The sequence below is a fragment of the Sciscionella sediminilitoris genome (assembly GCF_000737195.2).
GTDB lineage: Bacteria > Actinomycetota > Actinomycetes > Mycobacteriales > Pseudonocardiaceae > Sciscionella > Sciscionella sediminilitoris.
On sequence record NZ_JALM01000079.1, the window covers coordinates 14,748 to 38,551 of the forward strand.

Annotated in this window: 19 protein-coding genes; 2 read left to right on the forward strand and 17 right to left on the reverse strand. The window is 68.6% G+C overall.

Annotation, left to right across the window (positions count from 1 at the left end; all coding sequences use genetic code 11):
- Positions 1-6: 6 nt before the first annotated feature.
- The 5 genes from AD72_RS27005 to AD72_RS27025 all read right to left on the reverse strand — a co-directional run bounded on the left by AD72_RS27005 (position 7) and on the right by AD72_RS27025 (position 7,410).
- Positions 7-1,752, reverse strand: a complete 1,746-nt coding sequence (locus AD72_RS27005) for a GAF domain-containing sensor histidine kinase (RefSeq protein WP_082469183.1) — start codon at positions 1,750-1,752, stop codon at positions 7-9.
- A 124-nt stretch (positions 1,753-1,876) separates the two neighbouring features.
- Positions 1,877-3,238, reverse strand: a complete 1,362-nt coding sequence (locus AD72_RS27010; RefSeq protein WP_031469417.1) for an MFS transporter — start codon at positions 3,236-3,238, stop codon at positions 1,877-1,879.
- 132 nt (positions 3,239-3,370) lie between these two features.
- On the reverse strand, positions 3,371-4,267 hold the full coding sequence (locus AD72_RS27015) for a LysR family transcriptional regulator (RefSeq protein WP_031469418.1): 897 nt from the start codon (positions 4,265-4,267) through the stop codon (positions 3,371-3,373).
- 22 nt (positions 4,268-4,289) lie between these two features.
- Positions 4,290-6,638, reverse strand: coding sequence for an arylsulfatase (locus AD72_RS27020; RefSeq protein WP_031469419.1), 2,349 nt, complete (start codon positions 6,636-6,638; stop codon positions 4,290-4,292).
- Positions 6,639-6,819: 181 nt separating this feature from the next.
- Positions 6,820-7,410: a TetR/AcrR family transcriptional regulator gene (locus tag AD72_RS27025; protein WP_031469420.1), complete on the reverse strand. Its 591-nt coding sequence runs from the start codon at positions 7,408-7,410 to the stop codon at positions 6,820-6,822.
- A 54-nt stretch (positions 7,411-7,464) separates the two neighbouring features.
- Here AD72_RS27025 and AD72_RS27030 point away from each other — a divergent pair, with 54 nt between their 5' ends.
- Positions 7,465-7,956, forward strand: a complete 492-nt coding sequence (locus AD72_RS27030; protein WP_031469421.1) for a hypothetical protein — start codon at positions 7,465-7,467, stop codon at positions 7,954-7,956.
- A 7-nt stretch (positions 7,957-7,963) separates the two neighbouring features.
- Here AD72_RS27030 and AD72_RS27035 read toward each other — a convergent pair whose 3' ends face one another.
- Positions 7,964-9,658 (reverse strand): nitroreductase family deazaflavin-dependent oxidoreductase, encoded by a 1,695-nt coding sequence (locus tag AD72_RS27035; protein ID WP_031469422.1) that lies wholly within the window; start codon positions 9,656-9,658, stop codon positions 7,964-7,966.
- A 103-nt stretch (positions 9,659-9,761) separates the two neighbouring features.
- Between AD72_RS27035 and AD72_RS27040 the strand changes: the two genes are divergently transcribed.
- Entirely contained in the window at positions 9,762-10,325 is a 564-nt protein-coding gene (locus tag AD72_RS27040) for a TetR/AcrR family transcriptional regulator (protein ID WP_031469423.1), read from the forward strand.
- An 18-nt stretch (positions 10,326-10,343) separates the two neighbouring features.
- On the opposite strand, the gene AD72_RS27045 is transcribed toward AD72_RS27040, so the two are convergent.
- From AD72_RS27045 to AD72_RS27095, 11 genes are all read right to left on the reverse strand, one after another.
- Positions 10,344-10,751, reverse strand: a complete 408-nt coding sequence (locus AD72_RS27045) for a septal ring lytic transglycosylase RlpA family protein (protein WP_031469424.1) — start codon at positions 10,749-10,751, stop codon at positions 10,344-10,346.
- A 99-nt stretch (positions 10,752-10,850) separates the two neighbouring features.
- Positions 10,851-11,348, reverse strand: coding sequence for a CHAP domain-containing protein (locus tag AD72_RS27050; RefSeq protein ID WP_051899065.1), 498 nt, complete (start codon positions 11,346-11,348; stop codon positions 10,851-10,853).
- A 5-nt stretch (positions 11,349-11,353) separates the two neighbouring features.
- Positions 11,354-11,881, reverse strand: coding sequence for an NlpC/P60 family protein (locus AD72_RS27055; protein WP_037347482.1), 528 nt, complete (start codon positions 11,879-11,881; stop codon positions 11,354-11,356).
- A gap of 11 nt (positions 11,882-11,892) precedes the next feature.
- Positions 11,893-12,624, reverse strand: coding sequence for a GH25 family lysozyme (locus AD72_RS27060; RefSeq protein ID WP_031469427.1), 732 nt, complete (start codon positions 12,622-12,624; stop codon positions 11,893-11,895).
- Between the two features lie 57 nt (positions 12,625-12,681).
- Complete coding sequence (locus AD72_RS27065) at positions 12,682-15,639, reverse strand: AfsR/SARP family transcriptional regulator (RefSeq protein ID WP_051899066.1); 2,958 nt, start codon at positions 15,637-15,639, stop codon at positions 12,682-12,684.
- A gap of 348 nt (positions 15,640-15,987) precedes the next feature.
- The gene (locus AD72_RS27070; RefSeq protein WP_031469429.1) at positions 15,988-17,703 is read right to left on the reverse strand and encodes a right-handed parallel beta-helix repeat-containing protein; all 1,716 of its coding nucleotides are present in this window, start codon (positions 17,701-17,703) and stop codon (positions 15,988-15,990) included.
- A 44-nt stretch (positions 17,704-17,747) separates the two neighbouring features.
- On the reverse strand, positions 17,748-18,365 hold the full coding sequence (locus AD72_RS27075; protein ID WP_197285087.1) for a TetR/AcrR family transcriptional regulator: 618 nt from the start codon (positions 18,363-18,365) through the stop codon (positions 17,748-17,750).
- A 32-nt stretch (positions 18,366-18,397) separates the two neighbouring features.
- Positions 18,398-19,606 (reverse strand): FG-GAP repeat domain-containing protein, encoded by a 1,209-nt coding sequence (locus tag AD72_RS27080; protein WP_031469431.1) that lies wholly within the window; start codon positions 19,604-19,606, stop codon positions 18,398-18,400.
- A 93-nt stretch (positions 19,607-19,699) separates the two neighbouring features.
- Positions 19,700-21,235 carry a serine hydrolase domain-containing protein gene (locus AD72_RS27085; protein WP_031469432.1) on the reverse strand — a complete coding sequence of 512 codons (1,536 nt, stop codon included), beginning with the start codon at positions 21,233-21,235 and terminating at the stop codon, positions 19,700-19,702.
- A gap of 10 nt (positions 21,236-21,245) precedes the next feature.
- A complete protein-coding gene (locus AD72_RS27090) occupies positions 21,246-21,992 on the reverse strand; it encodes an ABC transporter ATP-binding protein (protein WP_031469433.1) in 747 nt (248 codons plus the stop codon).
- Entirely contained in the window at positions 21,989-23,803 is a 1,815-nt protein-coding gene (locus tag AD72_RS27095; protein ID WP_031469434.1) for a dipeptide/oligopeptide/nickel ABC transporter permease/ATP-binding protein, read from the reverse strand. Before AD72_RS27095 ends, AD72_RS27090 begins: the two co-directional genes overlap by 4 nt.
- Position 23,804: the final 1 nt, after the last annotated feature.

A 23,804-nucleotide genomic window follows, 5' to 3' on the forward strand; every position in this document is an offset into this window, starting at 1 on the left:
CCCGGTTCACGGCAGCGGTGCCCACCACACCAGCCGGGTGCCGCCACCGGCGATCCGCTCCACGGTGCAGTCCCCACCGGCCTGGGCCGCCCGCTCGGCGAGATTGTGCAGTCCGCTGCGCCCGACCCGGTCCGGCAGCCCGATCCCGTTGTCGGTGACCTCCAGGATCAGGTGATCGTCGAGCGAGACGGTGATCGTCAGCTCGGTCGCCCGTGCGTGGCGGACCACATTGCTGATCGCCTCGCGCAGCACCGCTTCGGCGTCCTCGGCGAGCGCGGCCGGGACGAGCTCGAGCGGCCCGGAGATGCGCCGGATCACCCGCAGCGTGCCCTCCCCCGTCAGTTCGGCGATGACCCGTTGCAGCCGGTCCCGCAGCCCGCCGGTCACGGTGCCCGCGTGCAGGTCGAAGATCGCCAGCCGGATGTCCTGCACGGTGTCGTGCAGTTCCCCGATGTGCTCGGCGAGCCGGTCGGCGATCGCGGGTGAACGCACCCGGCTGTGTGTGCCCTGCATCGCCAGCCCGATCCCGAACAGCCGCTGGATGACCTGGTCGTGCAGATCGCGGGCGATCCGGTCCCGATCGGCGAGCACATCGAGCTGGCGGCGCGCGCTCTGCGCCTCGGCACGTTGCATGGCGAGCGCGGCCTGATCGGCGAACGAGGACACCATCTGCACCTGTTGCTCGGTGAAGGCGCTCGCAGCCGGGCGGCGAATCACCAGCAGCACCCCGGATATTGTCTCGCCGGCGTGCATCGGGACGGCGAGCGCCGGACCGAACTCGAAACCGGACCCTTCGGCGATGTCGAAGGCGAGCCGGTCGACGGCGCGCGGTTTACGACTGGTGAACACCTGCCCGGTGGTGGATTCCGTGACCGGGATCGTCCGCCCCTTCAGGTCCGCGAGGCCTTCCCCGGCACAGACCGTGACGGACAGTTCGGTGCGCTCCTCCGGCGGCAGCCGATCGTCCTCGGGCAGCGCGATCAGCGCGTAGTCGGCATCGCTGAGCTCGATGGCGCGGTCCACGATCAGCTGCAGCGCCTCGGGTGCCTCGGCCCCGGCCAGCAGCTCCGCGGAGATCTCGCTGCTGGCCTCCAGCCACCGCTCGTGCCTGCGCACCTCCCCGAACAACCGCGCGTTGTCGATCGCGGTCGCCGCCGAGGCCGCCAGTGCCCGCACCACCACCTCGTCGTCCTTGGTGAAGGCCGCGCCGCCGCGTTTGTCGGTCAGATACAACCGGCCGAACACCTCGCCCCTGGCCAGGACCGGCATGCCGAGGAAACTGGACATCACCGGGTGGTGTGGCGGAAAGCCCACCGAACCCGGGTGCTCGGCGATCTCGGTCAGCCGTAACGGTTCTCCCTCGTGTAACAGTGCGCCGAGCACCCCGTGGCCGCGTGGCAGCCTGCCGATCCGCTCGGCGGTCCCGGCCTCGATGCCCTCGAAGTAGAACTTCTCCAGCTCCCCGGTGTCCCCGAGGACCCCGAGCGCGCCGTAATCGGCCTCGACGAGTTGCATGGCCGCGCGCACCAGGGCACGCAGTGTGGTCTCCAGGTCGAGTCCGGACGAGACCGAGAGAATCGCCTCGAGCAAGGCGTCCATCCGGTCCTGGACACCCACGATCTCTTCGATACGGTCCTGGACCTCGGTCAACAGCTCGCGCAACCGCGGCTGGGGAAACGCTCCGCCCAGCCGTGTCGAGGTCGCCTCCCCGATCACGGGCTCGCCGCCGTCCGGACCCGCGGCGGTGTTCATGCCACCCACTGTGGCACATCACGTACCGGTCCACCGCCTGCGCATTCCGCTCGTACGCACGAACTATCCCCCGAGATGGCGACTCGGCACCCGCGTGCGCACCGATTCGGCCGGGGATTTCCGGTCACACACGGTTTCGGATACGCGACCGCGCGACCGTTCCGCCGCCGGTCTCCTCGAGCGAGCGCTGCGAGGTTTCCTCGGCCCAGGCGAGGCAGGCGAGGAAACCGAGGAAGGTGATCCCCGCGCCGATGAACAGCGTGGCCGAGGCGCCGAGCCCGGTCAGCGAGAGCGGTACGAGGAAGGTGCCGACCGCGGCCCCGAACCTGGTGAGCGCCACCGCCATGCCGACAGCGGCCGCGCGGATCCGGGTCGGGAACAGTTCGTTGGGGTAGCCCCATTCCAGGATTCCGGGCCCACCGGAGAACAGCGCGTAGAGGCAGAAGAACCCGATGGTCAGCAACGGCGATGCGGACGGGAAAAGACCGAGTGCCACCAGGGGCAGCACCATGAGCGCGAACGAGAAGATGATCGTGCGCCGCCGCCCGACGGTTTCCAGCAGCCGCATCGCGGGCAGGCAGCCGAGCGCGAACACCAGATTGATCAGTGCGGTGCCGAGGTTCGAGGCATTGCCCTCGTCCATGCCGAACGAGCCGAGCAGCCGGGGCCCGAAGGTCAGCAGGGCGAAAAGCGGAATGATCGCGCAGGTGAAGAAGACGACCACGAACATGGTGCGGCGCCGGTAGATCCCGCGGAACAGTTCCCCGATCCGGCCGCGTTCGGTCTCGCCCGCCCCGATGTTCTCCAGCTCGGCGAGGTCCACCCTGGTCTGCAGCGCGCGCTCGATCACCTGGCGCGCCTCGGAGATCCGGCCCGCTCCGGCGAGCCAGCGCGGGGATTCCGGGGTGCTCAGCCGCATCAGGAACACGATGATCGCGAGCACCGCGGAACTGCCGAGCATCCAGCGCCAGCCCGCCTCCCCGAACATCTCGGTGAGCAGATAACCGACGAAATAGGCGAGCGCGGTCCCGATATACCAGATGATGATGACCGCGGTGAACATCCGGCCGCGGTGTTTTTTCGGCAGCCATTCGGAGAGCAGGGTTGTCGCGATCGGATAATCCGCGGCTATCGCCACCCCGATCACGAATCGGAGCACGATGAGTTGCCAGGAGGAGGTGACGAAAACCGAGAGCACCGAGGCGGCGATCAGCACGAGCAGATCGAGGGTGTACATGGGTTTGCGCCCGACCCGGTCGGTGATCGGGCCGAAGACGAGTCCGCCGAAGAACATGCCGACCAGTGCCGCGATCCCGGCCACGGCCACGCTCGTCGCGCTCAGCCGCAGTTCCGTTGTGGCCCCGGCGAGCGCGACCCCGACGATACCCAGCAGATATCCGTCGAGCAGCGGTCCGCCACAGCAGCCGACGACCAGTTTTCGGTGGAACCCGGTAATGGGCGCGTTGTCCACGGCCGTGAAACTCATGGTGACTCCTCACGATCGGTTTCCGGTCCGAAATGGTCGGCGAATCAACAATTCAGTCGATGCTCGCACCGAATTTAACTTCGGGTCAACAAATGTGCGATACCTGATTTCTAGGCGGTCGATAGAAGACCGCTATCTCCCCTGCTTCCGCCCGTTCCCGGTCCGGTCGACCAGCCGCACGAACTGTTCGGCGGACGGGGAAAGCGGGCCGGAGCGCCAGAACAACCGGCCCCGGCGCACCACCCGTGGGCGCAGTGGAAGCACCACCGCCCCGCTGCGGGTCGCGTCATCGGCCATGGATTTGGGCAGCAGGCTCACTCCGGCCCCGGCGACCACCAGTGGCACGATCATCGCCTGGTGCGCGGTCTCGATCGCCACCCGGGGTGGATTGGCGCAGCCGCCGAGCACATCCTCGATGATTTCCCGGGTCGCGGTGCCCACCGGAGTGGCGATGAAATCCATCGTGGCCAGTTCGGTGAGCCCGATCCGGGTTCCGGCGCGTTCGGCGAATGCGGGCGGGAGCACCGCGCGGATTTCCCTTCCGGGCAGCAGCGTACTGCGCATTTCCGGGAGTTCGGTCGCCGAATCCACCATGCCGAGCTCGCATTCCCCGCTGCGCACGCTGGCGCTGACCTCCCTGCCGAGCTCGGGATCGAGCACGTGCACCGCGACATTCGGGTAGCTGGCGAGGTATTCGCCGAGCAGGGCGGCCAGCGGGTCCACGGCGAGCGTGGTCTGCGCGACGATGTCCAGCTGCCCGCCGGTCAGGCCGAGCACCTCGCGCACCGAATCGGTCGCCGTGGCCAGATCGCGCATCACCTGGCGCGCCGGTTCGACGAGCGCCCTGCCCGCCGGGGTCAGCGCGATCCCGTTCGGCAGGCGGTGGAACAACTTCCCGCCGAGCCGGTGTTCCAGTGCGCTCATCGCGTGTGAGAGCGAGGGCTGCGCGACGTGCAGTGCCTGCGCGGCGGCGGTATAGCTGCCGTGCTCGGCGATGGCGAGGAAATACTCGAGTTCCCGACGCTCCACAGTGGACTACCGGTTCCGGCGTTCATTCATGGGCGGCCCGGAAACTGTCCGCTTCCCGGTCGGTCTCCGCATCGCTGTGCAGATCCGCGCCGAGGTCCACCCGCACCGAGTGCAACACCCCCTCGAAGGCGTTGCGCAGCGGCGCGTAGTCCTCGGTGACCGGGGACGCGCGATCGACCCCGATATCGAAGGTCTCGTCGAAGGCGAAGTAGTACGGGATCGTGGCGTCCACCCGCACCTCGGCGAGCGCGGCACCGTCGGCGTACAGCCGGGCCGTTCCGCCCTTGCCGACCCCGCCACCGTCGTACTCGAACTCCAGCCGGATCTCGTGCCTGCCGGGCGCGATCGGCTCCGCGGCCCGCGCATGGTGGGTCTGTGTGCCGAAGTAGTTGTAGGCATAGCACGGTTTTCCGTCCACCAGATACAGCGACCAGCCGCCGAACCGGCCGCCCTGGGCCAGCAGTACCCCGCTGGTTCGTTCGCCGGTCTCGATATCGGCGGTGAGCACGTGCGAGCGGTTCTTCACATTGGGCGCGGTCTCCTCGGTCAGCCGCGGCGCGCCGCCGTGGAAGGTGATCGAGCGCCGGTCGCCCATCAGGTCGAGCCTGCCCGCCTCCTTCGGGTTCTCCCGCTCGGTCATCCGGTCGTCCAGCGGGAACACGTTGAATCTGCTCGCCTCGATGAGGAACAACTGCTTGAGTTCCTCGAGTTTCTCCGGGTATTCGGCGGCCAGATCGTGTGCCTGGCTCGGATCGGTGTTCGTGTCGTAGAGCTCCCAGCGGTCCTGATCGAATCCGCGGCGCTGGTCTCCCACCATCTCCCACGGGGTACCGTGCCTGGTCACCGCGGTCCACCCGTCCTGGTAGATCCCGCGATTGCCGACCATCTCGAAGTACTGGGTGCGGTGGCGGTCCGGCGCCTCCGGGGCGTTGAAGCTGTACAGCATGCTGGTGCCCTCGATCGGCTGCTGCGCGATTCCGTTGACCGCACGGGGTTCCGGGATCCCGGCGGCCTCGAGCAGGGTCGGCAGCACATCGATGACGTGATGGAACTGGTCCCGGATCCCGCCGCGTTCGGCGATTCCCGCCGGCCAGTGCACGATCATCCCGTCCCGGGTGCCACCGAAGTGCGAGGCGACCTGTTTGGTCCACTGGTAGGGCGTGTTCATCGCGAGCGCCCAGCCGACCGGATAGTGCGCGTGCGTGCTCGGATCCCCCAGTGCCGCGGCGTTCTCCAGGATGTGTTCGGCGCTGTCGGTGATCCCGCTGGCGATCCGGTGCTCGTTGAGCGTGCCACCGAGACCTCCCTCGGCCGAGGCGCCGTTGTCCCCGAGGATGTAGACGAACAGCGTGTTGTCCAGCTCGCCGAGTTCCTCGAGGGCATCCACCAACCGTCCTATTTGGACATCGGTGTGTTCGGCGAACCCCGCGTAGAGCTCCATCAGCGCCTCGGCCGCCCCGCGTTCGGCTTCGCCGAGCTCATCCCAGTGCGGTACGCCCTCGGCCCACGGCGCCAGTTCGGTGTTCGGCGGCACCACCCCGAGTTCCTTCTGCCGCTCCAGGGTGATCTCGCGCTGCCGGTCCCAGCCGTGACCGAACCGGCCCTTGTACCGGTCCCGGTATTCGGCGGGCACGTGATAGGGCGCGTGCGTGGCCCCGAACGGCAGATAGGCGAAGAACGGCGTGTCCGGTTTCAGCGAACGCTGGGTGCGCACCCAGTCGATCGCCTTGTCGACGAGGTCCTCGGAGAGGTGATACCCCTCCTCCGGGGACCTGCTCGGTTCCACCGGATTCGTGCCGTCGAACAGCACCGGGTACCAGTGGTTCATCTCCGCGCACAGGAAACCGTAGAACTTCTCGAACCCTTCACCGGTCGGCCACCGGTCGAACGGGCCCGCCGCGCTCACATCCCGGGCCGGGGTCTGGTGCCATTTGCCGAACGCGGCCGTGTTGTAGCCGTTCCCGGAGAGCAGCTGCGCCATCGTGGCCGCCGACTGCGGGCGGATCCCGGTGTACCCCGGGGCCGCGCTGGACATCTCCGTGGTCACGCCCATGCCGACCGAATGGTGGTTGCGCCCGGTCAGCAGCGCCTGCCTGGTCGGCGAGCAGATGGCGGTGACGTGGAACCGGGTGTACCGCAGCCCGCCATCGGCGAGCCGGTCCGCGGTGGGCATCGAACACGGACCGCCGAACGCGCTCGGTGCCCCGAAGCCCATATCGTCGAGCAGCACGAGGACCACGTTCGGCGCGCCTTCCGGGGCCCGGCGCGGTTGCCGTGGTTCGAACGGCGGCTGCTGATCGTGCGCATCCAGGGCGGTCGCCCGTGGCACCTCCGGGTCGGGGAGCGGAAGCCGCGAACGATCCTCTGACACCTGTTACCTCCTCGGCCGCGCACGATGAACTCGGGGAACGAGCCTAGGTCGCGCACGGCCGAACGCAAGCCCCCGAGCCCGCGAGCCCGGTCGAACGCGCCGATTCCGCTCACCGTCTCAGCACGTCACAGGACTGCGATAGACGGTAAGAGCGATCATGAATCGCTGGCATAGGCAGCGACTATGGCGGCTCGAGCAGCCGCTGAGCCGAGCTCGCCGCCAGTTCCGCGACCCCGGCTCCCAGCTCCCCGCCGAGCAGGTGCCGCCGCACCAGCGCCAACGGCAGGTCCACCACGGCCAGCCGTAGCCGCTCGAGCGCGTGTTCGGCCGTCTCGCCGTCCGTGCGCAGCTCCCCGGCCAGTTCACGCAGCAGCGCACCGAGCGCGGTATTGCCCTCGCCGAGCCGAATTCGCTCCGCTTCCGGCCAGTTCTCCTGATCGAACTCGCCCGCGCCGTGCAACAGCACCCGCGCCCGTTCGGGGTTGCGGCGGCTCCAGTCCACGGCGAACCACGCGGTCCCCACCGCCGCGGACAGGGCCGGACGGGCGCGCAACCGCTCCGCGCAGCCCTGCTGGAACGCCTCCACCGCGTGCAGCCAGGTCCCGGCAAGCAGGGCGGCCCTGCCGGGGAAACGGTGGTAGAGCGATCCACTCGGCGCGCCCGCCGCCCGCGCCACCGCGGCCATGGTCACGGCGGCGGGCCCGCCGTGCGCCGCGAGCGAAACCGCGACATCGAGCAGATCCTCCGTGCTGAACCGCGCAGGCCTTGCCATGGCGGCAAGCATATGCTTCGCTGTTTTAGAGAGCTATCTCTAATAGGAGTCGCCATGCCCGTGTACAACCTGCACGAACGCCGATTGCCGGTGCCCGCCGAACGTGCGGCGCCCCTGCTCGACGGACTGTCCGGGGAGCGGGACCTGCTCTGGCCGGTGGAGCACTGGCCGCCGATGCGGTTCGACGGCCCGCTCGCGGTCGGCGCCGATGGCGGGCACGGACCGGTGCGCTATGCCGTCGAGGAGTACATCCCGGGGCGGCTCGTCCGGTTCCGGTTCCGCGCGCCACGCGGATTCGACGGGATACACGAATTCACCGTGCACCCCAGCGCTTCCGGGGGCACCGTGCTGCGCCACCTGCTCGCCATGCGCACCACCGGACCGGCGCGGCTGAGCTGGCCGCTGGTGTTCCGCCATCTGCACGACGCCTGCCTCGAGGACTGCTTCGACCGGGCCGAGCGAACCCTGACCGGCACGGTCGGCTCTCCCGCACACTGGAACCGCTACACCCGGCTGCTGCACGCGGTGCTCGCCCGGATCCGCTGACCCGCGCTCAGTCGTCGGTGAAGGTCACCCGTACCGAGACGGGCCTGGTCTGCAGCGCGCGGAAGGTCGCGGCACTGAGCGCGCCGAGCGCCGGATGCGGGGCGAAGCTACGGGCGCGGGCTTCGACGTCGTCCTCGGGCACGAACACGGCCGTCCCGGTGCGCCAGCGGTCTCCCTGCCGCAGCCGGATACCGGGATTCGCGGTGAGATTGGCTCCCCATCCGGAGCGGGTGCCGTGCTGGCAGATCAGCCAGGCGCCTTCGGTGTCGAACAGCACGGAGACCGGAACCCGCCGCGGCTGCCCGGTTTTGCGGCCGATGGTCTCGATCTCGGTCGCCAGCGATACCCGGATGCCGAGCCGGGAAAGCCCGCGCACGGCCGGATTCGCGAGATAACGGCCGACCGCGCGCTCGAAGCGGAACCGGCGCAGCGACCGCTCCGAGCCGGGCCCCGCGTTCCGCCCGCTGCCCCGGAATGCGTCGAACCCATTGCGTTTGAGCATCGAGACGCCGGTCCGCCAGGCGGGCCGGTCCGGCACCGGCTCCTCGCCCGCGCCGAGCCGGTGCAGCTGATCGGTGTGCCACTGCAGATCCAGCAGACCGTCCAGGGATTTCACCGCGCGCCGGTTCGCGAGCCCGCGCGGCAGCCCGGACGAGATCCGCGGCGCATCGAGGCGATCCCGCCCGGCAAGGAGCTCGTTCGCCGCTTCCGGGCTGATCACCGTCGGCCTGCCGAGCCCGATCACCTCGCAGGCCCCGGAACCGACCGCCTCGTCCATCGCCGCGCGGGACCGGAATCCACCGGTGACCGCGAGCGGCACGGTACCGGCGGCCTCCCGTGCGGACTGCGCATAGGAGAGGAAATAGGCCTCGCGCTCACGGGTGCTCGTGGACTGCACGACCGGACGGCCCATCATGGCCGGGGATTCATAGCTGCCGCCGCTGATCTCGATCAGGTCGACCTGTTCGGCGGCCAGGTGTTCGATCACCGCCCGCGATTCGTCCTGGCCGAATCCGCCGCGCTGGAAGTCCGCGGAATTGAGCTTGATCCCGACGGCGAAACCCGGGCGCACCGTGGCGCGGATCCGCCGGACCACCTCGAGCGCGAACCGCATCCGCCGCTCGGGATCACCACCCCAGGCGTCCTCGCGCTGATTCGACAACGGGGAAAGGAACTGGGAGACCAGGTAGCCGTGCGCCCCGTGCACCTGGACACCGTCGAACCCGGCCGATTCGGCCAGCGCGGCCGCGGCGGCGAACCGTTCGATGATCTCCTCGATCTCCGCCTCGCTCAGCGCGCGCGGGGTCGGCAGGCCGGGCAGGTTCAGCGCGATCGCCGAGGGGGCGACCGGACGGCTGCGGGTGGCGAGCGGATTGGACTGCCTGCCCGGATGGTTGAGCTGGGCCCAGATCGGCGCCCCGCCGTCCTTGGTGGTCTTCGCCCAGCGAGACAGCCGATCCAGATCCCGCTCCCGGTCGAGCACCACATTGCCCGGCTCACCGAGGTGATCCCGGTCGACCATCACATTGCCGGTCACGACGAGCCCGTAGCCACCGCTGCCCCAGCGGGCGAAGAGGCGTTCCAGCCGATCGTCGGGCCGATGCTCGCCGTCCGCCAGCCCCTCGCTGAGCGCGGCCTTCATCAGCCGGTTGGGCAGCACCAGTCCGCATGCCAGCCGCAGGGGATCGCCGAGTCCGGTCATGGGTCCTCCTATGCACACCTCGGATACCTCGTCACTAGACCGATTGGTACAGCCCGGTTGTTTGATACGGTGGCTGTAACGATCGGTCTAGTCAAGGTGTGACATGTCACGAGGAGCACGCGAACGCCTGCTGAGCAGCGCAGCCACGCTGTTCCGGCGCAGCGGGATCGCGGGGTGCGGGGTAGCGGAGATCCTGGCGCACAGCGGTGCGGGCCGCGGATCGATCTACACGCATTTCCCCGGCGGCAAGGCCGAGCTCGCCGAAGAGGCCGTCCGCACAACCGGGCAGGACCTGACCGACATGATCAGCACGGTGGCCGATCAGCAGGGCCTCACCGAGGGGCTGCACGCGCTGATCGAGTACTGGCGGGAAATGCTCCGGAGCACGGACTACGCGGAGAGTTGCCCCATTCTCTCCGCGGCGCTGCAGAACGATGCGACCGCCGCACAACGGGCCGCGGGGGAGGTTTTCCAGGACTGGCACGAGGCGCTCACCCGGATCCTGCGTGCCGAACCGGCGACCGGCGAACGCGCGGAGGCGCTCGCCACCCTGGTCATCGCGTCGATCGAGGGCGCGATCGCGCTCGCCCGCGGACAGCACAGCCTGGCCCCGCTCGACGCGGTCGAGGCCGAGCTCGCGCGTCTGCTCGGCCTCGACCGGGAGTGAGCACGGGCGTACCGGGCCTCAGTCGAGCACCTGGTATTTCACCTTGATCATGCCCTTGTCCCGGTCCGCGATCTTGCCGAAGGCACCGTAGGTGAGATCGAGGCAGACCGGATCGTGGAAGGAGCCGCGATCGTTGATCCGTACGGTCACGGATTTCTTGCCATAGCTGACTTTGACCTTTGTCCCGAAGGGAAGTTCGTTGTTCGCCGCGGTCATGGCGAACCGGTCGAATTTGTCCCCGTTCGCGGTGTGCGCTCCCGGCGGGAATTCGCCCTTCTTGCCGTACCAGGTCGCCGTGCACTGTTTCGGTGCGGCTTTCCCGGTCTGTGCGTCCGGCGTGGCCGGTGTGGCTTGCGCGGCGCTCGCGGTCACGGTCAGCGAGGCGGCACCGGCGAGGAGCACGGCGAGGATTCTTCTGTTGCGCATTCTTCTTGCCCTCCAACGCGATCGGGGCCGGACCTCGGCGGCCCGGCCCCGATACGCGCGCGGTTCTCAGTTGAATACTGTGCTATTTGAAATGCTGTGCTATTTGAAGTGAATGAAGTGCTGGAACTTCGCCTGCCCGTTTCCGTGCTTGGCGCCCTTGCGGGTCCCGTAGTGCAGCGGGTTGTTCCAGTTGTACTCCTCGACATCGAAGCTGCCGTTGGAGTTCACCTTGTTCACATAGGCGACGTGGCCGACCTTGTGCACATCGTTGACCGCGATCGCGCCGACGGCCGGTTTGTTGTCCACCTTGAGTTTCGCCGCGCGGGCCGCGTTGTCCCAGTGCCCGGCGTCGCCGAACACCTGACCTTTCCACTGGTTCTTGAATCCCTTGACACCCAAGCGATGCACGATCCGGTAGGCGGCGAACGCCGTGCAGTTCTGCTTGGCGAAGCCGTAGGTCTGGCCCCAGTGCCCCTTGTAGTCGTCGACGGGTTTCTGCCCCGCGGCCGGTGCGGCATCGGCGATTCCCGCGCCACCGAGCAGGGTGGCACCGGCGAGGGCCACGGCGAGCAGGCCGCGGGAGAGCTGGCTACGCATCCTGATCAGTCCTTGATGTTCTTGTAGCGGTACGGTTTGAAGTTCTTGTGGCCCGGGTAGGAAACCTTGTGGTGCATGGTGTGCGGCGGGGTCTGCTCGTAGGTCCAGTAGGCGGTGTGCTCCTTGTTCGCCCACTTCTCGAAGATCACCACGTGTCCCGCTGCCCCACCGGTACCCGGCCCGAGGTTGCCCAGGATGTCACCGGCCTTGAGCTGGCTCTTCTTGATCGGCTTCGCGACATTGGGCAGGGTCACCGTGGACAGGCTGTCCCCGAGTTTCCAGGCGAGCGAGACATAGCCGGAACAGTCGGTGCGGTAACCGTCCTTGTATTTGTTCATGCTGTACGGGACGGGGTTCTTCGCCCATTTCTGGGCACGCTTGATGACCTCACCCCTGGTGATGCTCTTCGCCGCGGCACTGTCCTGTTTCGGGGCCGCGGTGTCCGCCGTGGCGGTGGCGATCCCGGTTCCGGAGATGGACAGTGCAACCGCGATGGCCGCGGTGGCGATCCCCTTGGTCGTTCGACTGCGCATTACTGCTCCCTTCACTTTTCGGCGAATTTCTTCAGTTCGGCGCTGCTGCCGGAGAACTTGTCCAGATCGGTTTTCCCACTGACCCCGGGGACCTTTCCGGAATCGCTGTACTGCCAGAAGGTGTAGCCCTTCCAGCCACCGACCTGTTGCGGCTTGGAGACTCCCCAGGAGGCGACCCAGAGCGGATTGCCGGTGAAACCCTTGGAGTTTCCGGTGCACTTCGACCAGAAGCCCGGGTTGGTGTAGATGATCGCGTTGTGCTTGGTCTGGTCCTTGACGACCTTGTCGAACGCGGTGATCCAGGATTTGATCTGCTTCGCGGACTTGCCGTAGCAACCGTTGGCCCCGCCCGGCTCCAGATCGATGACCGGCGGCAGGGTCTTCCCGTCGTGCTTGTAGTTCGCGATGCCGAGGAATCGTTTCGCCTGCTGCGCGGCGGACGACTGGTTCGGCCGCGCGTAGTGGTAGGCGCCGTGGATCAGTCCGGCCTTGGCCGCGCCGGAGTACTGGGACTTGAAGAGCTTGTTGCTGAAGGATTTCCCGTCCGAGGCGAGCACGAAACTGAACGTCCGCCCGGATGCCTTGACCTTCTTGAAATCGACTGAGCCGTTGTGGTTGGAGACGTCAACGCCGAGCGCCTGTTTCGCGGCCATCTCCGGTGCGTTCGATGCGGTCGCCGTGGCCGCGGTAAGCGTGGTGCACGCGAGCGCCGCGAGAATCGCGATTCCGGACTTGTAACGCATATGCCCTCCAGATCGACGGAACGTGCCGATAGGGAACCGGAGGGGATTAAACGAACCTTAAATGCGACTGAGCGCGGATTCGACCAGGTCGACGCAGCGTTGAAAACCGAGGGAGTCGAAGATGCGTGCCGCACTGTGCAGCAGGTGGTTCCCGGCCTCGGTCTCCCCGCAGGCCAGCCGGCATTTGCCGAGGCCATAGCGGGCATACCCCTGACCGCGCCGGTCCCCGGACGCGTAACAGAGCGCCTGGCAGGCGAGGAACTGCTGCTCGGCGCCGACCGGGTCACCCTGGTCCAGGCGCAGCTCGCCGATCCAGCGCAGCGTGTAGGCGCGCGCGTGCGGGTGCTGTAGCTCCTCGAACAGGGTCAGTGATTCGCCGAGCGCCTTGTCCGCCTCGGCGAGCCTGCCTTCGCGTCTGCGCAGATTGCCGATCGAGCGAAGCACGTGCGCCCGCCAGTGCCGGTCGGCGAGCTCGGTCGCGATGTCGAAGGACTCGGCGAGCAGGCGTTCCGCCTCGGCATGGTCGCCGTGCCAGGAGTGGATGTCGGCGAGTGTCTTGCTCGCCCTGGCCAGCTCGTGCCGGGTCCCGTGGCGCAGGATCAGCCGCCTTCCCTCTTGATACAGCCGCAGCGCCTCATCGATCTCGCCGATGTCGAACAGCAGCGAACCCAGCTGGCGCAGCGCTTGCGCGTACCACAGCCGGTCGCCCTCACGTTCCAGGATGTGCATCGCGGCGTGCAGATCCGCGCGCACCTCGCCGAGCCTGCCCAGGTCGAGCAGCACCTCGGAGCGGGCGAGCAGTACCCGGGCGGCCGAGGGCCGGTCACCACTGGCCTCGAACCGGCGAATCGCCAGCGAATAGCAGGGCAGCGCGACCTTCGCCTGGCCGATGTCCCAGCGCAGATCGCCGAGCGCGCACAGGCTCCGCGCCTCGGCGCGCTGGTCCCCGCTCTGCCGGGCCGCGACCAGGCCGAGCACGGTGACCTGCCGGGTTTCCGCGCTGCCCGGCCGTGGTTCGGCGATACCGGCGAACGCCCCGGACAGCTGCGCGGTCAGCGACCACCAGCCGCGCCCGAAGGCCATCCCGATCACCGCGATCAGGTTGGCCAGCTCCTCACGGCACCAGCCGCCCGGGTTGTCCGCGACCGCGTGCGCGGTGGCCGATTCCGGTGCGGCATCCGGCTCGTCCGGCGGGAACCAGCCGCGTCGCAGGGTGCGCCGCGCCAGCCCGGCGAGCAACAGATAACCCGCGCAGATCCGGTCCAGGGCGGCGTCCACCTCGGCAGGCTCGGCACGCTCCGCGCAACAGGCAGCGATCAGCTCGTGCATCCGGTACCGGGTGCGGCCGAGCCGATCCCGGCCCGCGGCCTGCACCAGTTGCGCGGTGACCAGCCCGCGCAGGACGTCGGTTGCCTCGGATTCCGAGGTATCGGTAAGCGCGGCAACGGTCCACGCGGTGAACGTGGCGAACCGGAACGCGCCGAGCAGGCACAGCGCCCGCCGCGCTGCCGCATCGCACTCGGCGATCCCGGCCTCGAGCGTCGCCCGCACATCCAGGTCACCGGCGCGTAACCGCAACAGGTTCCGGTGCCGGTCGGCGACCCGGTCGGCCAGCTCACGGATCGGTTCGTGCGCCGCCGCGGCCAGCGTCGCACCCACGATCCGCACCGCGAGCGGCAACCCGGCGCACAGCGCGAGCAGCCGCTCGGCCTGCTCGGGTTCCGCGGCGACCCGGTGCGCGCCGACCAGATTGTCCAGTAGCTCCGCCGCATCCTGTCCGGGCAGCTCGGGAACCTCGATGGTGTGCGCGCCTTCCAGACCGAGCAGCCTGCGCCGCGAGGTGACGATGGCGGCACAGCGCGATCCGGTCGGCAGCAGTTCGCGCACCTGTGCCTCATTGGCGGCGTCGTCCAGCAGCACCAGCACATCGGCGCGCGCGGTGTGGCTGCGCCAAAGCTGCCTGCGTTCGGTGTGGTCGGCGGGCAGCCGGTGTTCGTCCACCCCGAGCGCGCGCAAAAACCGCGCCAGGGTCTCCCCGATCCGGCTGCCGTCCTCGCGCAGGTCCGCCGCGAGCTGCCCACCGGGGAACCGCTCACGCAACAGGTGCGCCGCGCGGACCGCGAGCGTGGTCTTGCCGATCCCGCCCTGGCCGCACAGCACGAGCACCCGTGGACCGTCGGTCTCCTCGAACACGCCGTGGATATCGGCGAGCAGTTCCCGGCGCCCGGTGAAATCCCCCAGTTGCGGCGGAAGTTGGGCCGCGGGCGGATCACCGGTCCGGTTCGCCGGTTCGATCGAACGCAGGGCGTCGATCAGTTCGGTTCCCGGGCGCACGCCGAGCTGTTCGTCCAGCGCGAACCGGACCTGTTCGAACACGTTCGCCGCCTCCCCGCGCCTCCCGGTCGCGGCGAGTGCCTTGACCAGGTGCGCGGCCAGGGCCTCCTGGGTCGGCTCGGTGAGCACCTCGACCTGGAGCATGGCGATCACCTCGGCGTACCGGCCGAGCTCGAAATCCACCCGGGCCGCGCGCTCCATGGCCACGGTGCGCAGATTGGCCAGCCAGGCGGCGTGCGCGGACAGTGCGGGTCCCCCGTCCACATCCGCGAGCGGAGCACCACGCCACAGATCGAGCGCATCGTGCAGCACGGCCGAGGCCTCTTCCGCCCGGCCCTCACCGGCCAGCCGGTTGCCGTGCTCGGCGAGCCGGAGAAACCGCGTCTGGTCGAGTTCCCCGCCCGGCACATCGAGGGTGTAGCCCCCGCGACGGCCACGCAGCAGCTGACCCGGATCGCGGGCGGCGACCCCTGGCGCGAGCAGCTTCCGCAGCTCCGAGATGCACATCTGCACCATGACCTGCGCGGATTCCGGTGGATCCGACCAGAGTTCATCGATGAGCGCGCCGAGGGGCACCGGTTTCCCCGCATGCACCAGCAGCGCGGCGAGCACCGTCCGCTGCCTGCGATGCTCGATAGGAGCATCGTCCAGCGTCAACGGCCCGAGCAGGCGATAGCGCATCGGACCTCCAAGCGGTGTTCCGAACAGACAGACACGAAACGTACTTAACACCGAGACTCCGGGTGCACGGTACGCCTGATCGGGCAGGATCGGTCCATCGGAAGTGCGCAAGGCCGCAATGCAAAGGTGCACCCGCGGGGTACCCCACCGCATCCAAAGACGGAGCGGGCCAAGACTCATGGCCGTTGGCGGCGGCGCATGAAACACGTCCGCACCTGTACAACGGTCCGCCGCGGAGCGCACATCCGGCAGCACACCCGCTTCGAGGAACTCCGCTGCGGCGTTCCGCTCGCGCCGACGATACCGGCAGGTCCGTTCAGGTGATCGAGACAACGGACCGCTGACCCGTCAGCAGGTTCCGCGTGGCGCGCTGGACAGGGCACCGGTGGTGTCGATACTCCCGCGCTGTTCCCGGACAGCGCCCGGAGCAGGCGCGCTGGGGCGGCCCCACCAGTTGTGCCGCGCATCGACGTGGATGCCGCGCACCTCGACACCGGGTTCGGCGGCCCCGAGTATGCAGTTCCCACCGGAGCTGCCGAGTCCTCCGCCGCCGAAGTCGAGCTCGGGATCCCCGATGGTTCCGGCGGTGTGTTCGATGTCGGCCGAACCCTTGCCCCCGTCGGCGAGGTTACTGTTGCTGACCTTTCCGTGCAGGGTGCCCAGATCGCCGATGTTGAGCACCCGGAGGTTGGCCTGCTCGTTACCGGTGATCTGACTGTCGGAGATGTCGAAGGACATGTTCCGGTTGGGGCCATCCGCCTTGTTGCCCACGGTGCTGATGATGCCCACCCCGTCACCGGTGCAGTCGGTCGCGGTGGTGCGGTGCATCCGCAGCGAGGTGACATTACCGCTACCGAGGCTTGCGGAGAGCACACAACTTCCGAAGTTCGCCGGAACGACCGGATACACCAGCCCCGCGGGGAAGGTCGAATGCGCGGCGCGCACATTGTCCAGGGTCATGCGCTGCGTGGCGCCCTCGGTGCTGAGGTTGTAGTTCTCGATGATGTCCCCGGGCACATCGGTGAAAGTACTGTTCGTGACGGTGAGGTCGCTGCTCGGTTTTCCGTTGCTGGTGACGTATTCCAAGCCGTTGGCGGAGAAATGCCCGTTCCCGTTCCGGAAAGTGTTGTGATCGATGCGCGCGGAGAGACGCGACTGATCGGCCATATTGGCGAACACCCCCTCGGAATCCACCACTCCACTGCCGACATCGGTCTGCGTGTTCCGCACGAGCTCGGCGTCCAGACTGGCCTTGCCGGTGCTCTGCAAGCCCATGGCGAGATTGGACAGCTGCAGCAGTCCCTGCCTGGTGTGGTCGACCCGGTTGCGGTAAAGCTTGGCGTGCAACGAACTCGTGCCCGAGGCGCGAACATCGATACCGTCCCCGCACGCCGTGTCGTGCACCCGGTTGTCCTCGATACGCACCGTCCCCTGCGCACGGTTGCCGTCGACCATGATGCCCGCCCAGCCGTTGTTCAACGTGATCTTGAACGGCAGATCCAGACCGGGAACCCGCAGCGGAAGCCCCGCCGGAACGGTGAAGGACTGAATGAGAAACCCTTGCGCACAAGAGGTGTTGGTCTCGGTGACGTCGTTGCCCGTGACCACGGTCCCCGGCGTGTCCACACCATAGATGCCACCCCTGCGCGGATGGGTGATCGAGAGGTTGCGCACCTGCGCCCCTGGCGCGAGCCGGACCGCGTCGCCCTCGAGACGACCGGAGGTATTCGTGATCCGCGGTATCGGTACACCACCCGAGGCACCGACAACCGGATCACCGGCACCGATCAAGCGCTGGCCGGGCTTCAGCGCGATCCCGCCGTCCAACGGTGGCGCGGTACTCGATGCGGGCAGCACCACGATGGAATCCCCAGCCCGCGAAGCCGATTCGGCTTGGGCGAGAGAGGAAAACGGCGCGGTCGCGCTGCCCTGCCCGGCAGTGGCCTCGGCGCTGACGTACCACGTCCGGCCGCCCTGCTCGGCACCCGCGTGTGGCGCGGCGAAAGTGGCCAGCAGCAGCGGGAGCGATCCCGCGGCGAGCAAACGAAGACCGGTATTGATCATCGCGACGATCCTCTTCGTTGAGTGTGCGGAAACAGGGGAATCGCTCAGCCGGCGATGAGCTGCACGGCGAGCGCGGCGAGTTGTTGTTCGATCTCGTTCATCGGTGGCCGTTCCTCGCGGCGCAACCAGTCGAAGACGACCGTGGTGGCCGCCCCGATCAGGGCGAGGATGGCGAACCGGAAGTCTCGGGCGGTGACCTCACCCCGTTCGGCAGCGGCCTTTCCCTCGGCTTCCACGAAAGCGATGAGCGCTTCCCGGAATTCCATGTGCGCCTGTTCCACCCGAGGGCCGCCCGCGGGCACCTCGACCGCGATGATGCGCGCGGAACACGGATCCTCGAACATCGGGCGCGCGTAGGCGAGGAAGGCCTCGGTCACCCGCTGGGCGAGGGGGAGCTCGGCATTGTCCCGGTACGCGGCGAGCGCGTGCTCGAAGGATTCCTGCATCAGCTGCCGGTAGACATCCAGGAAGACGTCTTCCTTGCTGCCGTACAGCTGGTAGAAGTGCCGGGTCGAAACGGTGGCACTGGCACAGATCCGGTCGATGTTCGCCGCCGTGTACCCGACGGTGCCGATGACTTCCCGTCCGGCCGAGAGCAACCGGGCACGGCGCAGCTCGTCCCGCTCGGCCGCTGAACGACCGCCGTACGACCGGCCGGCCACGGTGCTCGATCCCTTCCCTTCCATGGCTGCGCTCACCCGGCGGTGATGTTCCGCAGCAGCGCGAGGTTGCTTACCCCCACCGTAACGATGTCGGGCTTGCCGTCCCCGGTGAAGTCGGCCACCAACGGATTCTGGGGCGCCCAGCCGACCTGGTAGTCCCCGATCTCGCGCAGCTGCGCCGTTCCGTCACCCGCGAAGATCTTCACCGCGGGAGTGAGGCTGAACAGCGAGGACACCGCGAGATCCGGCCTGCCGTCCCCGTTGAAGTCCCCCGTGTTGACGCTGGTCGGCCCGGCACCGCCGAAGTGGTATTTCCCGAGCTTGGTGGTGAACCCTCCGGAGCAGTCGGTCAGCGCGGTGGTGAGCGAGAAACTGAACGAGCCGACCGCGGCGACGTCATCGCAGCCGTCGCCGTTCAGATCGGCGGCGGCGACATCCTCGGGAATGAGCCCGGAAAGCGGGAGTTTCCCGCTCACCCGGAACGACCCGTCGCCATTGCCCAGCAGCGCATAGGTGGTGCCGCTCAGACCATCGGTGGCGAACAGATCGGGTTTTCCGTCCCGGTTCAGCGTGGCGGGTGAGATCGCGCTCAGCACCGGAACGGCGTCCACCCGCGACTGCGGTCCCGGCCGGAAACTGCCGTCGCCGTTGTTGATCAGCGTCCGGATGCAGCTGACCGACAACGCCTGAACACAACCGAACGAGGGTGCCACGATGTCCGGGGCCTTGTCTCCGTTGAGGTCGGCCACTCGCGGCTCGATCTGGCCGCTGAACGGGAGCACGTGCGTCTCGGTCTTGCGGAACTTCCCGTGCCCGTCGCCGAGCAGCACGCTCACCGTGGCCAGGTTCTGCACCACCAGATCCAGGTGGCCGTCGCCGTTGAGATCACCGGCGTCCAGCCCCTGGGTGCCACCGCCCGCAATGGTCAGCCCGGTTCCCGGGATCTGCGTCGACCGGCCCCAGGTGCCGTCGCCCTTTCCCGGGGTGAACAGCAGGCCCCTGCCGATCGTGAAATCGGCGATCGAGACGACATCGGCTTTGCCATCGGAGTTGAAGTCACCGGTCACCGAACCACGCGGAGCCGGGCCGGGTCCCAGGGTGTTCCCGAACCCGGTGACCTCCTTCGGCGCGAACCAGGCCGTCTCCGCCGAGGCCGGAGCAACGGCCGCGACCAGGGCCAGCGCCGCGGCCAGCAGCACGGCACCGAGCACCGCCCGAAGTGAAAGTGTGTGTTTTCGCATGGCGGGGACGCTAGCCCCGCGACTGCCGGGCGGCAACGGTCAGTCGTGCCGATACCCGGCAGCCCCGCACAAAGCTCCCCCGTATGCGGTAACTCAGCCCCGCAGCTGGATGTCCCGTGGTGGTCCGATGAACGCGTCGCCGAGCCGGGTGCGCCGCGGGGAGATGTCCACCGGGGCCGCCGCACGGGGCCGGTGCGCGGGCACGGCGCGCACCTCGAATTCCTGGATCCGCGCGGGATCGACCGGGGTCAGGTGGATCATGCACAGCAGTTCGCCGCGCTCGCCGGGGATCGACCAGGTCACGTCGGCCGGACTGGAGGTGGAGACCACCGCGCCGGGTGCGGCGGCGAGCGGGCCGATCTCCGCGACGAGTTCGGCGACCTCGGTGCGGCGTTCCGCGAGCGGGCGGTCGAAATCGACGTTCTCCGCGAAGATCCGTGCGGCCAGTTGCTCGTCCCAGTCGCGCACCAGGCGATCCGCCTCGGCGCGCAGTCGTTCGGTTTCCGGCCACAGCGTTACGGTCCGCGCCGGCGCCTTCTCCCGCGTCAGGATCCGCTGCAGTGCCTCGGTGCACAGCGCCGCGGGATCGCCGCGGTGGCTGTTGGTGAGCACGGTGACCCCGTGCCCGGAATCCGGATGCCAGCACATGAACAGCTTGAATCCGGGCAGCCCGCCGCCGTGCGAGACCACGGTGCCCCAGCGCGGATCCTCCTCGATGCTCAGCCCGAGCCCGTATCCGCCGAGCCCCGCGTGCAGCCCGCCGTCCGGGCGCAGTACGACGGCCGGGCGCGCGATGCTGTGCAACCGCTGCATATCGCGGCGCGCCGCCCTGCCGAGGATCGCATCCGCCCCGGACTGTGGGCGGAACGCCGCACCCAGCCAGGTCATCCAGCCCGCGATGTCCCGGACGGTGCTCATGATGCCGCCCGCCCCGGCGAACCCGTCCGAGATGTTCGGCGGAAACGGCACCCAGTCGCCCTGCGCGTCGAGCGAGTACCCGACCGCGCGCCGTTCCGGTGCCGCGCTGTCGAAACAGGTCGCGGTCAGGCCGAGCGGCGCGATCACCTCGTCCCGCACGAATTCGGTGATCGGGACGCCCACCGCACGGCCGACCGCGATCGCGGCGAGCGTGTAGCCGAGGTTGGAGTATTCGAACACGGTGCCGGGCAGGTTGCTGTACCGGACCCCCTTGCCGACCAGTTCGAGCAGTTCCCGCTCGGGCATGTCGATGAACGGGTCCACCCAGGAGTTGTCCTCGGTGAGCCCGCCGCGCATGGCGAGCAGCATCCCGATGCTCGGCGGTTCGCACGGCTCCTCCGGAGCGGCGCTCGCGCGGAACTCCGGAATATACTTGGTGATCGGATCTTCCAGGGACAGCACACCGCGGTCCCGGGCGAGCAGTGCCGCGCAGGCGATGAAGCTCTTCGACATCGAGGCGATGGGGAACACGGTGTCCGCGTCCGGGACCGTGCCCGCCTCGTCCGCCACGCCGAATCCGGCCGAGTGCACCAGTCCGTTCGCATCGCTGATCCCGTAGACGAGCCCCTTGGCCTGCCCGGCGGCGGTGTACTGCGCGAAGAACGCGTCCAGTTCGTCCACTATGGACACGCGCAAGGTTTCGTAGGACATGGCTCTCACCCTATTCCTGTCCGGGGACGGCGTCGATCAACTGCTTGGTGTACTCGTGTTCCGGCGCGCCGAGCAGGTTTTCGGTCTCCCCCTGTTCGACCAGTTTTCCGGCGCGCAGCACGGCCATGCTGTCCGCGAGGTAGCGCAGCACGGCGAGATTGTGGCTGATGAACAGGATCCCGATCCCGGTCTCCCGCTGGATTTCCCGCAACACGTTCAGCACGGCGCCCTGCACCGAGACATCGAGTGCCGAGGTGATCTCATCCGCGATCAGGAACGCCGGTTCGGCGGCGAGAGCGCGCGCAATGCACACCCGCTGCAGCTGCCCGCCGGAGAACGCGCGCGGCATCAGGTTCGCCCGCGCGGGATCGATGTGCACCAGTTCGAGCAACTCGCGCACCCGGGCGCGGCGCGCGGTCCGCTTGGCTCGCAAGCCCTCCGCGATGGACGAGCCGATACTGCGCCGCGGATCCAGTGCCGCGGCGGGATCCTGGAACACCAGCTGGATCCGGCGGTCCGGAGTACGCAGCTGTGCACCGTCGTACCGGATGCTTCCGGAGCTGATCGGGGCCATACCGACGATGGCACGCGCGATCGTGGACTTGCCGGAACCGGACTCGCCCGCGAGGCCGAGCACCGAACCAGCCGAAACGGTCAGGCTGACCCCGTCCACCGCGGTGTGCGCGCCGAACCGCACGGTCAATTCGTCCACCGTGAGTTCGCTCTGCCCCGATGATTCGCTCCCAAGCTCGCTCATGCCGATACCTCCTGTGCCCCGACCGGATGCCAGCAGCTCACCCGGTGCCCGCCGAGTTCGCGCGGCGCGGGGAGTTCGGCGTGACAGCGGTCGTCGGCGTGTGCGCAGCGCGGCGCGAACGGGCAGCCGGGCAGCTCCTCGGTGGCATCCGGTGCCCGGCCCTCGATCGTGGCCAGCGGCAGCGAACGGTCGGTGCGCAGGTCCGGGGAGCTGGCCACCAGCGCCCTCGTGTACGGATGGGCCGCCCGGTCCAGCGCGTTCGCGGGCAGTTCCTCGACGATCCGCCCGGCATACATCACCAGCACCCGGGAGGCCAGCTCGCGCACCACGGCGATGTCGTGGCTGACGAACAGCACCGCGGTGCCCTGGGTATCGCGCACCTCGCGGAGCAGGCCGAGAATGTCCCGCTGCACGGTGACATCCAGTGCCGTGGTCGGCTCATCGGCGATGATCAGCTTCGGCTCACCCATCAGCCCCATGCCGATCATCGCGCGCTGCCGCATTCCGCCGGAGAACTCGTGCGGATACTGCGCTGCCCGGCGTTCCGGATCCCGGATGCGGACCGCGCGCAGCCGATCCACCGCGCGGGCCATGGCGGAGCGGCGATCGGCGTTCCGGTGCACCTCGGCGACCTCGGCGAGCTGCCTGCCCACCCGCAGCGCGGGGTTCAGCGAACTCATCGGGTCCTGGAACACCATGGCCAGCCGGTCGCCGAGCCGGGCGGGATCGAGCGGTTCCCCGTCGAACTCCAGCCGGTCCGCCTCGACCCGGCCGGGGTGCGGAACCAGACCGGCGATCGCGGCACCGGTGACACTCTTCCCGGAACCGGATTCCCCGACAAGGCCGAGTATTTCCCCACGGCACACGGTGAAGCTGGCACCACGCACCGGGTTCGCCGCGGGGAACCGCACCCGCAGGTTCACCACCCGCAGCACACCGTGCTCCGCATCGGGTTCCGGTTCCCCGCTCGCATCAGGTTCCCGTGGTGCCGCGCGCTGGCCGGGGGATTCCGCGGTGAGCACCCTGGCGGTCAGTTCACCGGCCAGCACGAAGGTGATCCCGGCGAACACGATCGCGAAGCCGGGCAGCAGCGCCGAGGCCGGATCGGTGTAGATCCGCGGCAGGCCCTCGTTGAGCAACCGTCCCCAGTCGTACGAGGGCGGCTGCACCCCGAAGCCGAGGTAGGACAGCGCCGCGAAGTTGAGCAGTGCGTTGCCGATCGCCGAGGCGAAGTTCACCACCAGCGGCTCGGCGATGTTCGGCACCACATGCCTGGTGATCAGCAGACCGCGCGGTACCCCGAGCAGCCTGGCCGCGGACACGAAATCCGCCTCGGCCACCGCCACCGCCCTGGTATAGGTCAACCGGGCGAAGTTCGGTGTCAGGGCCACCGCGAGCGCGAGCACCGCACCGTCCGCACCGACCCCGAACACCACGCCGAAAAAGATCGCCAGCAGCAGGCCGGGAAACGCCACGGTGAGGTTGATGAACGCCACCACCAGCCCGCCGATCCGCCTGCCGAGCACCACCGGCAGCGTGCCGAGCAGGATGCCCAGCACCGCACCGAGCACCGTGGCCAGCAGCGCGAGCAGCACCGAAAGCCGGGTAGCCACCAGGGTTCTGGCCAGCACATCGCGCCCGAGATAGTCGGTGCCGAACGGATGCGCAGCCGACATTCCCTGCCGCATCGCGTCGATATCGATCGAGTCCGCGCGCGCCGACCACAGCATGGGCGCGAACACCGCGAGCAGCAGGATCACGGCGACCAGCACGAGGGTGGTGATCCCGAGCGGGCGAGTCAGCTGACGCATC

Excerpts from the sequence above, each read along its gene's own strand:
- AD72_RS27065 (WP_051899066.1), bottom strand. The coding sequence starts at position 15,639 with ATGCGCTATCGCCTGCTCGGGCCGTTGACGCTGGACGATGCTCCTATC.
- AD72_RS27050 (WP_051899065.1), bottom strand. The coding sequence starts at position 11,348 with ATGCGTAGCCAGCTCTCCCGCGGCCTGCTCGCCGTGGCCCTCGCCGGT.
- AD72_RS27080 (WP_031469431.1), bottom strand. The coding sequence starts at position 19,606 with ATGCGAAAACACACACTTTCACTTCGGGCGGTGCTCGGTGCCGTGCTG.
- AD72_RS27085 (WP_031469432.1), bottom strand. The coding sequence starts at position 21,235 with ATGTCCTACGAAACCTTGCGCGTGTCCATAGTGGACGAACTGGACGCG.
- AD72_RS27060 (WP_031469427.1), bottom strand. The coding sequence starts at position 12,624 with ATGCGTTACAAGTCCGGAATCGCGATTCTCGCGGCGCTCGCGTGCACC.
- AD72_RS27090 (WP_031469433.1), bottom strand. The coding sequence starts at position 21,992 with ATGAGCGAGCTTGGGAGCGAATCATCGGGGCAGAGCGAACTCACGGTG.
- AD72_RS27045 (WP_031469424.1), bottom strand. The coding sequence starts at position 10,751 with ATGCGCAACAGAAGAATCCTCGCCGTGCTCCTCGCCGGTGCCGCCTCG.
- AD72_RS27095 (WP_031469434.1), bottom strand. The coding sequence starts at position 23,803 with ATGCGTCAGCTGACTCGCCCGCTCGGGATCACCACCCTCGTGCTGGTC.
- AD72_RS27025 (WP_031469420.1), bottom strand. The coding sequence starts at position 7,410 with ATGGCAAGGCCTGCGCGGTTCAGCACGGAGGATCTGCTCGATGTCGCG.
- AD72_RS27010 (WP_031469417.1), bottom strand. The coding sequence starts at position 3,238 with ATGAGTTTCACGGCCGTGGACAACGCGCCCATTACCGGGTTCCACCGA.
- AD72_RS27040 (WP_031469423.1), top strand. The coding sequence starts at position 9,762 with ATGTCACGAGGAGCACGCGAACGCCTGCTGAGCAGCGCAGCCACGCTG.
- AD72_RS27005 (WP_082469183.1), bottom strand. The coding sequence starts at position 1,752 with ATGAACACCGCCGCGGGTCCGGACGGCGGCGAGCCCGTGATCGGGGAG.
- AD72_RS27055 (WP_037347482.1), bottom strand. The coding sequence starts at position 11,881 with ATGCGCAGTCGAACGACCAAGGGGATCGCCACCGCGGCCATCGCGGTT.
- AD72_RS27035 (WP_031469422.1), bottom strand. The coding sequence starts at position 9,658 with ATGACCGGACTCGGCGATCCCCTGCGGCTGGCATGCGGACTGGTGCTG.
- AD72_RS27070 (WP_031469429.1), bottom strand. The coding sequence starts at position 17,703 with ATGATCAATACCGGTCTTCGTTTGCTCGCCGCGGGATCGCTCCCGCTG.
- AD72_RS27030 (WP_031469421.1), top strand. The coding sequence starts at position 7,465 with ATGCCCGTGTACAACCTGCACGAACGCCGATTGCCGGTGCCCGCCGAA.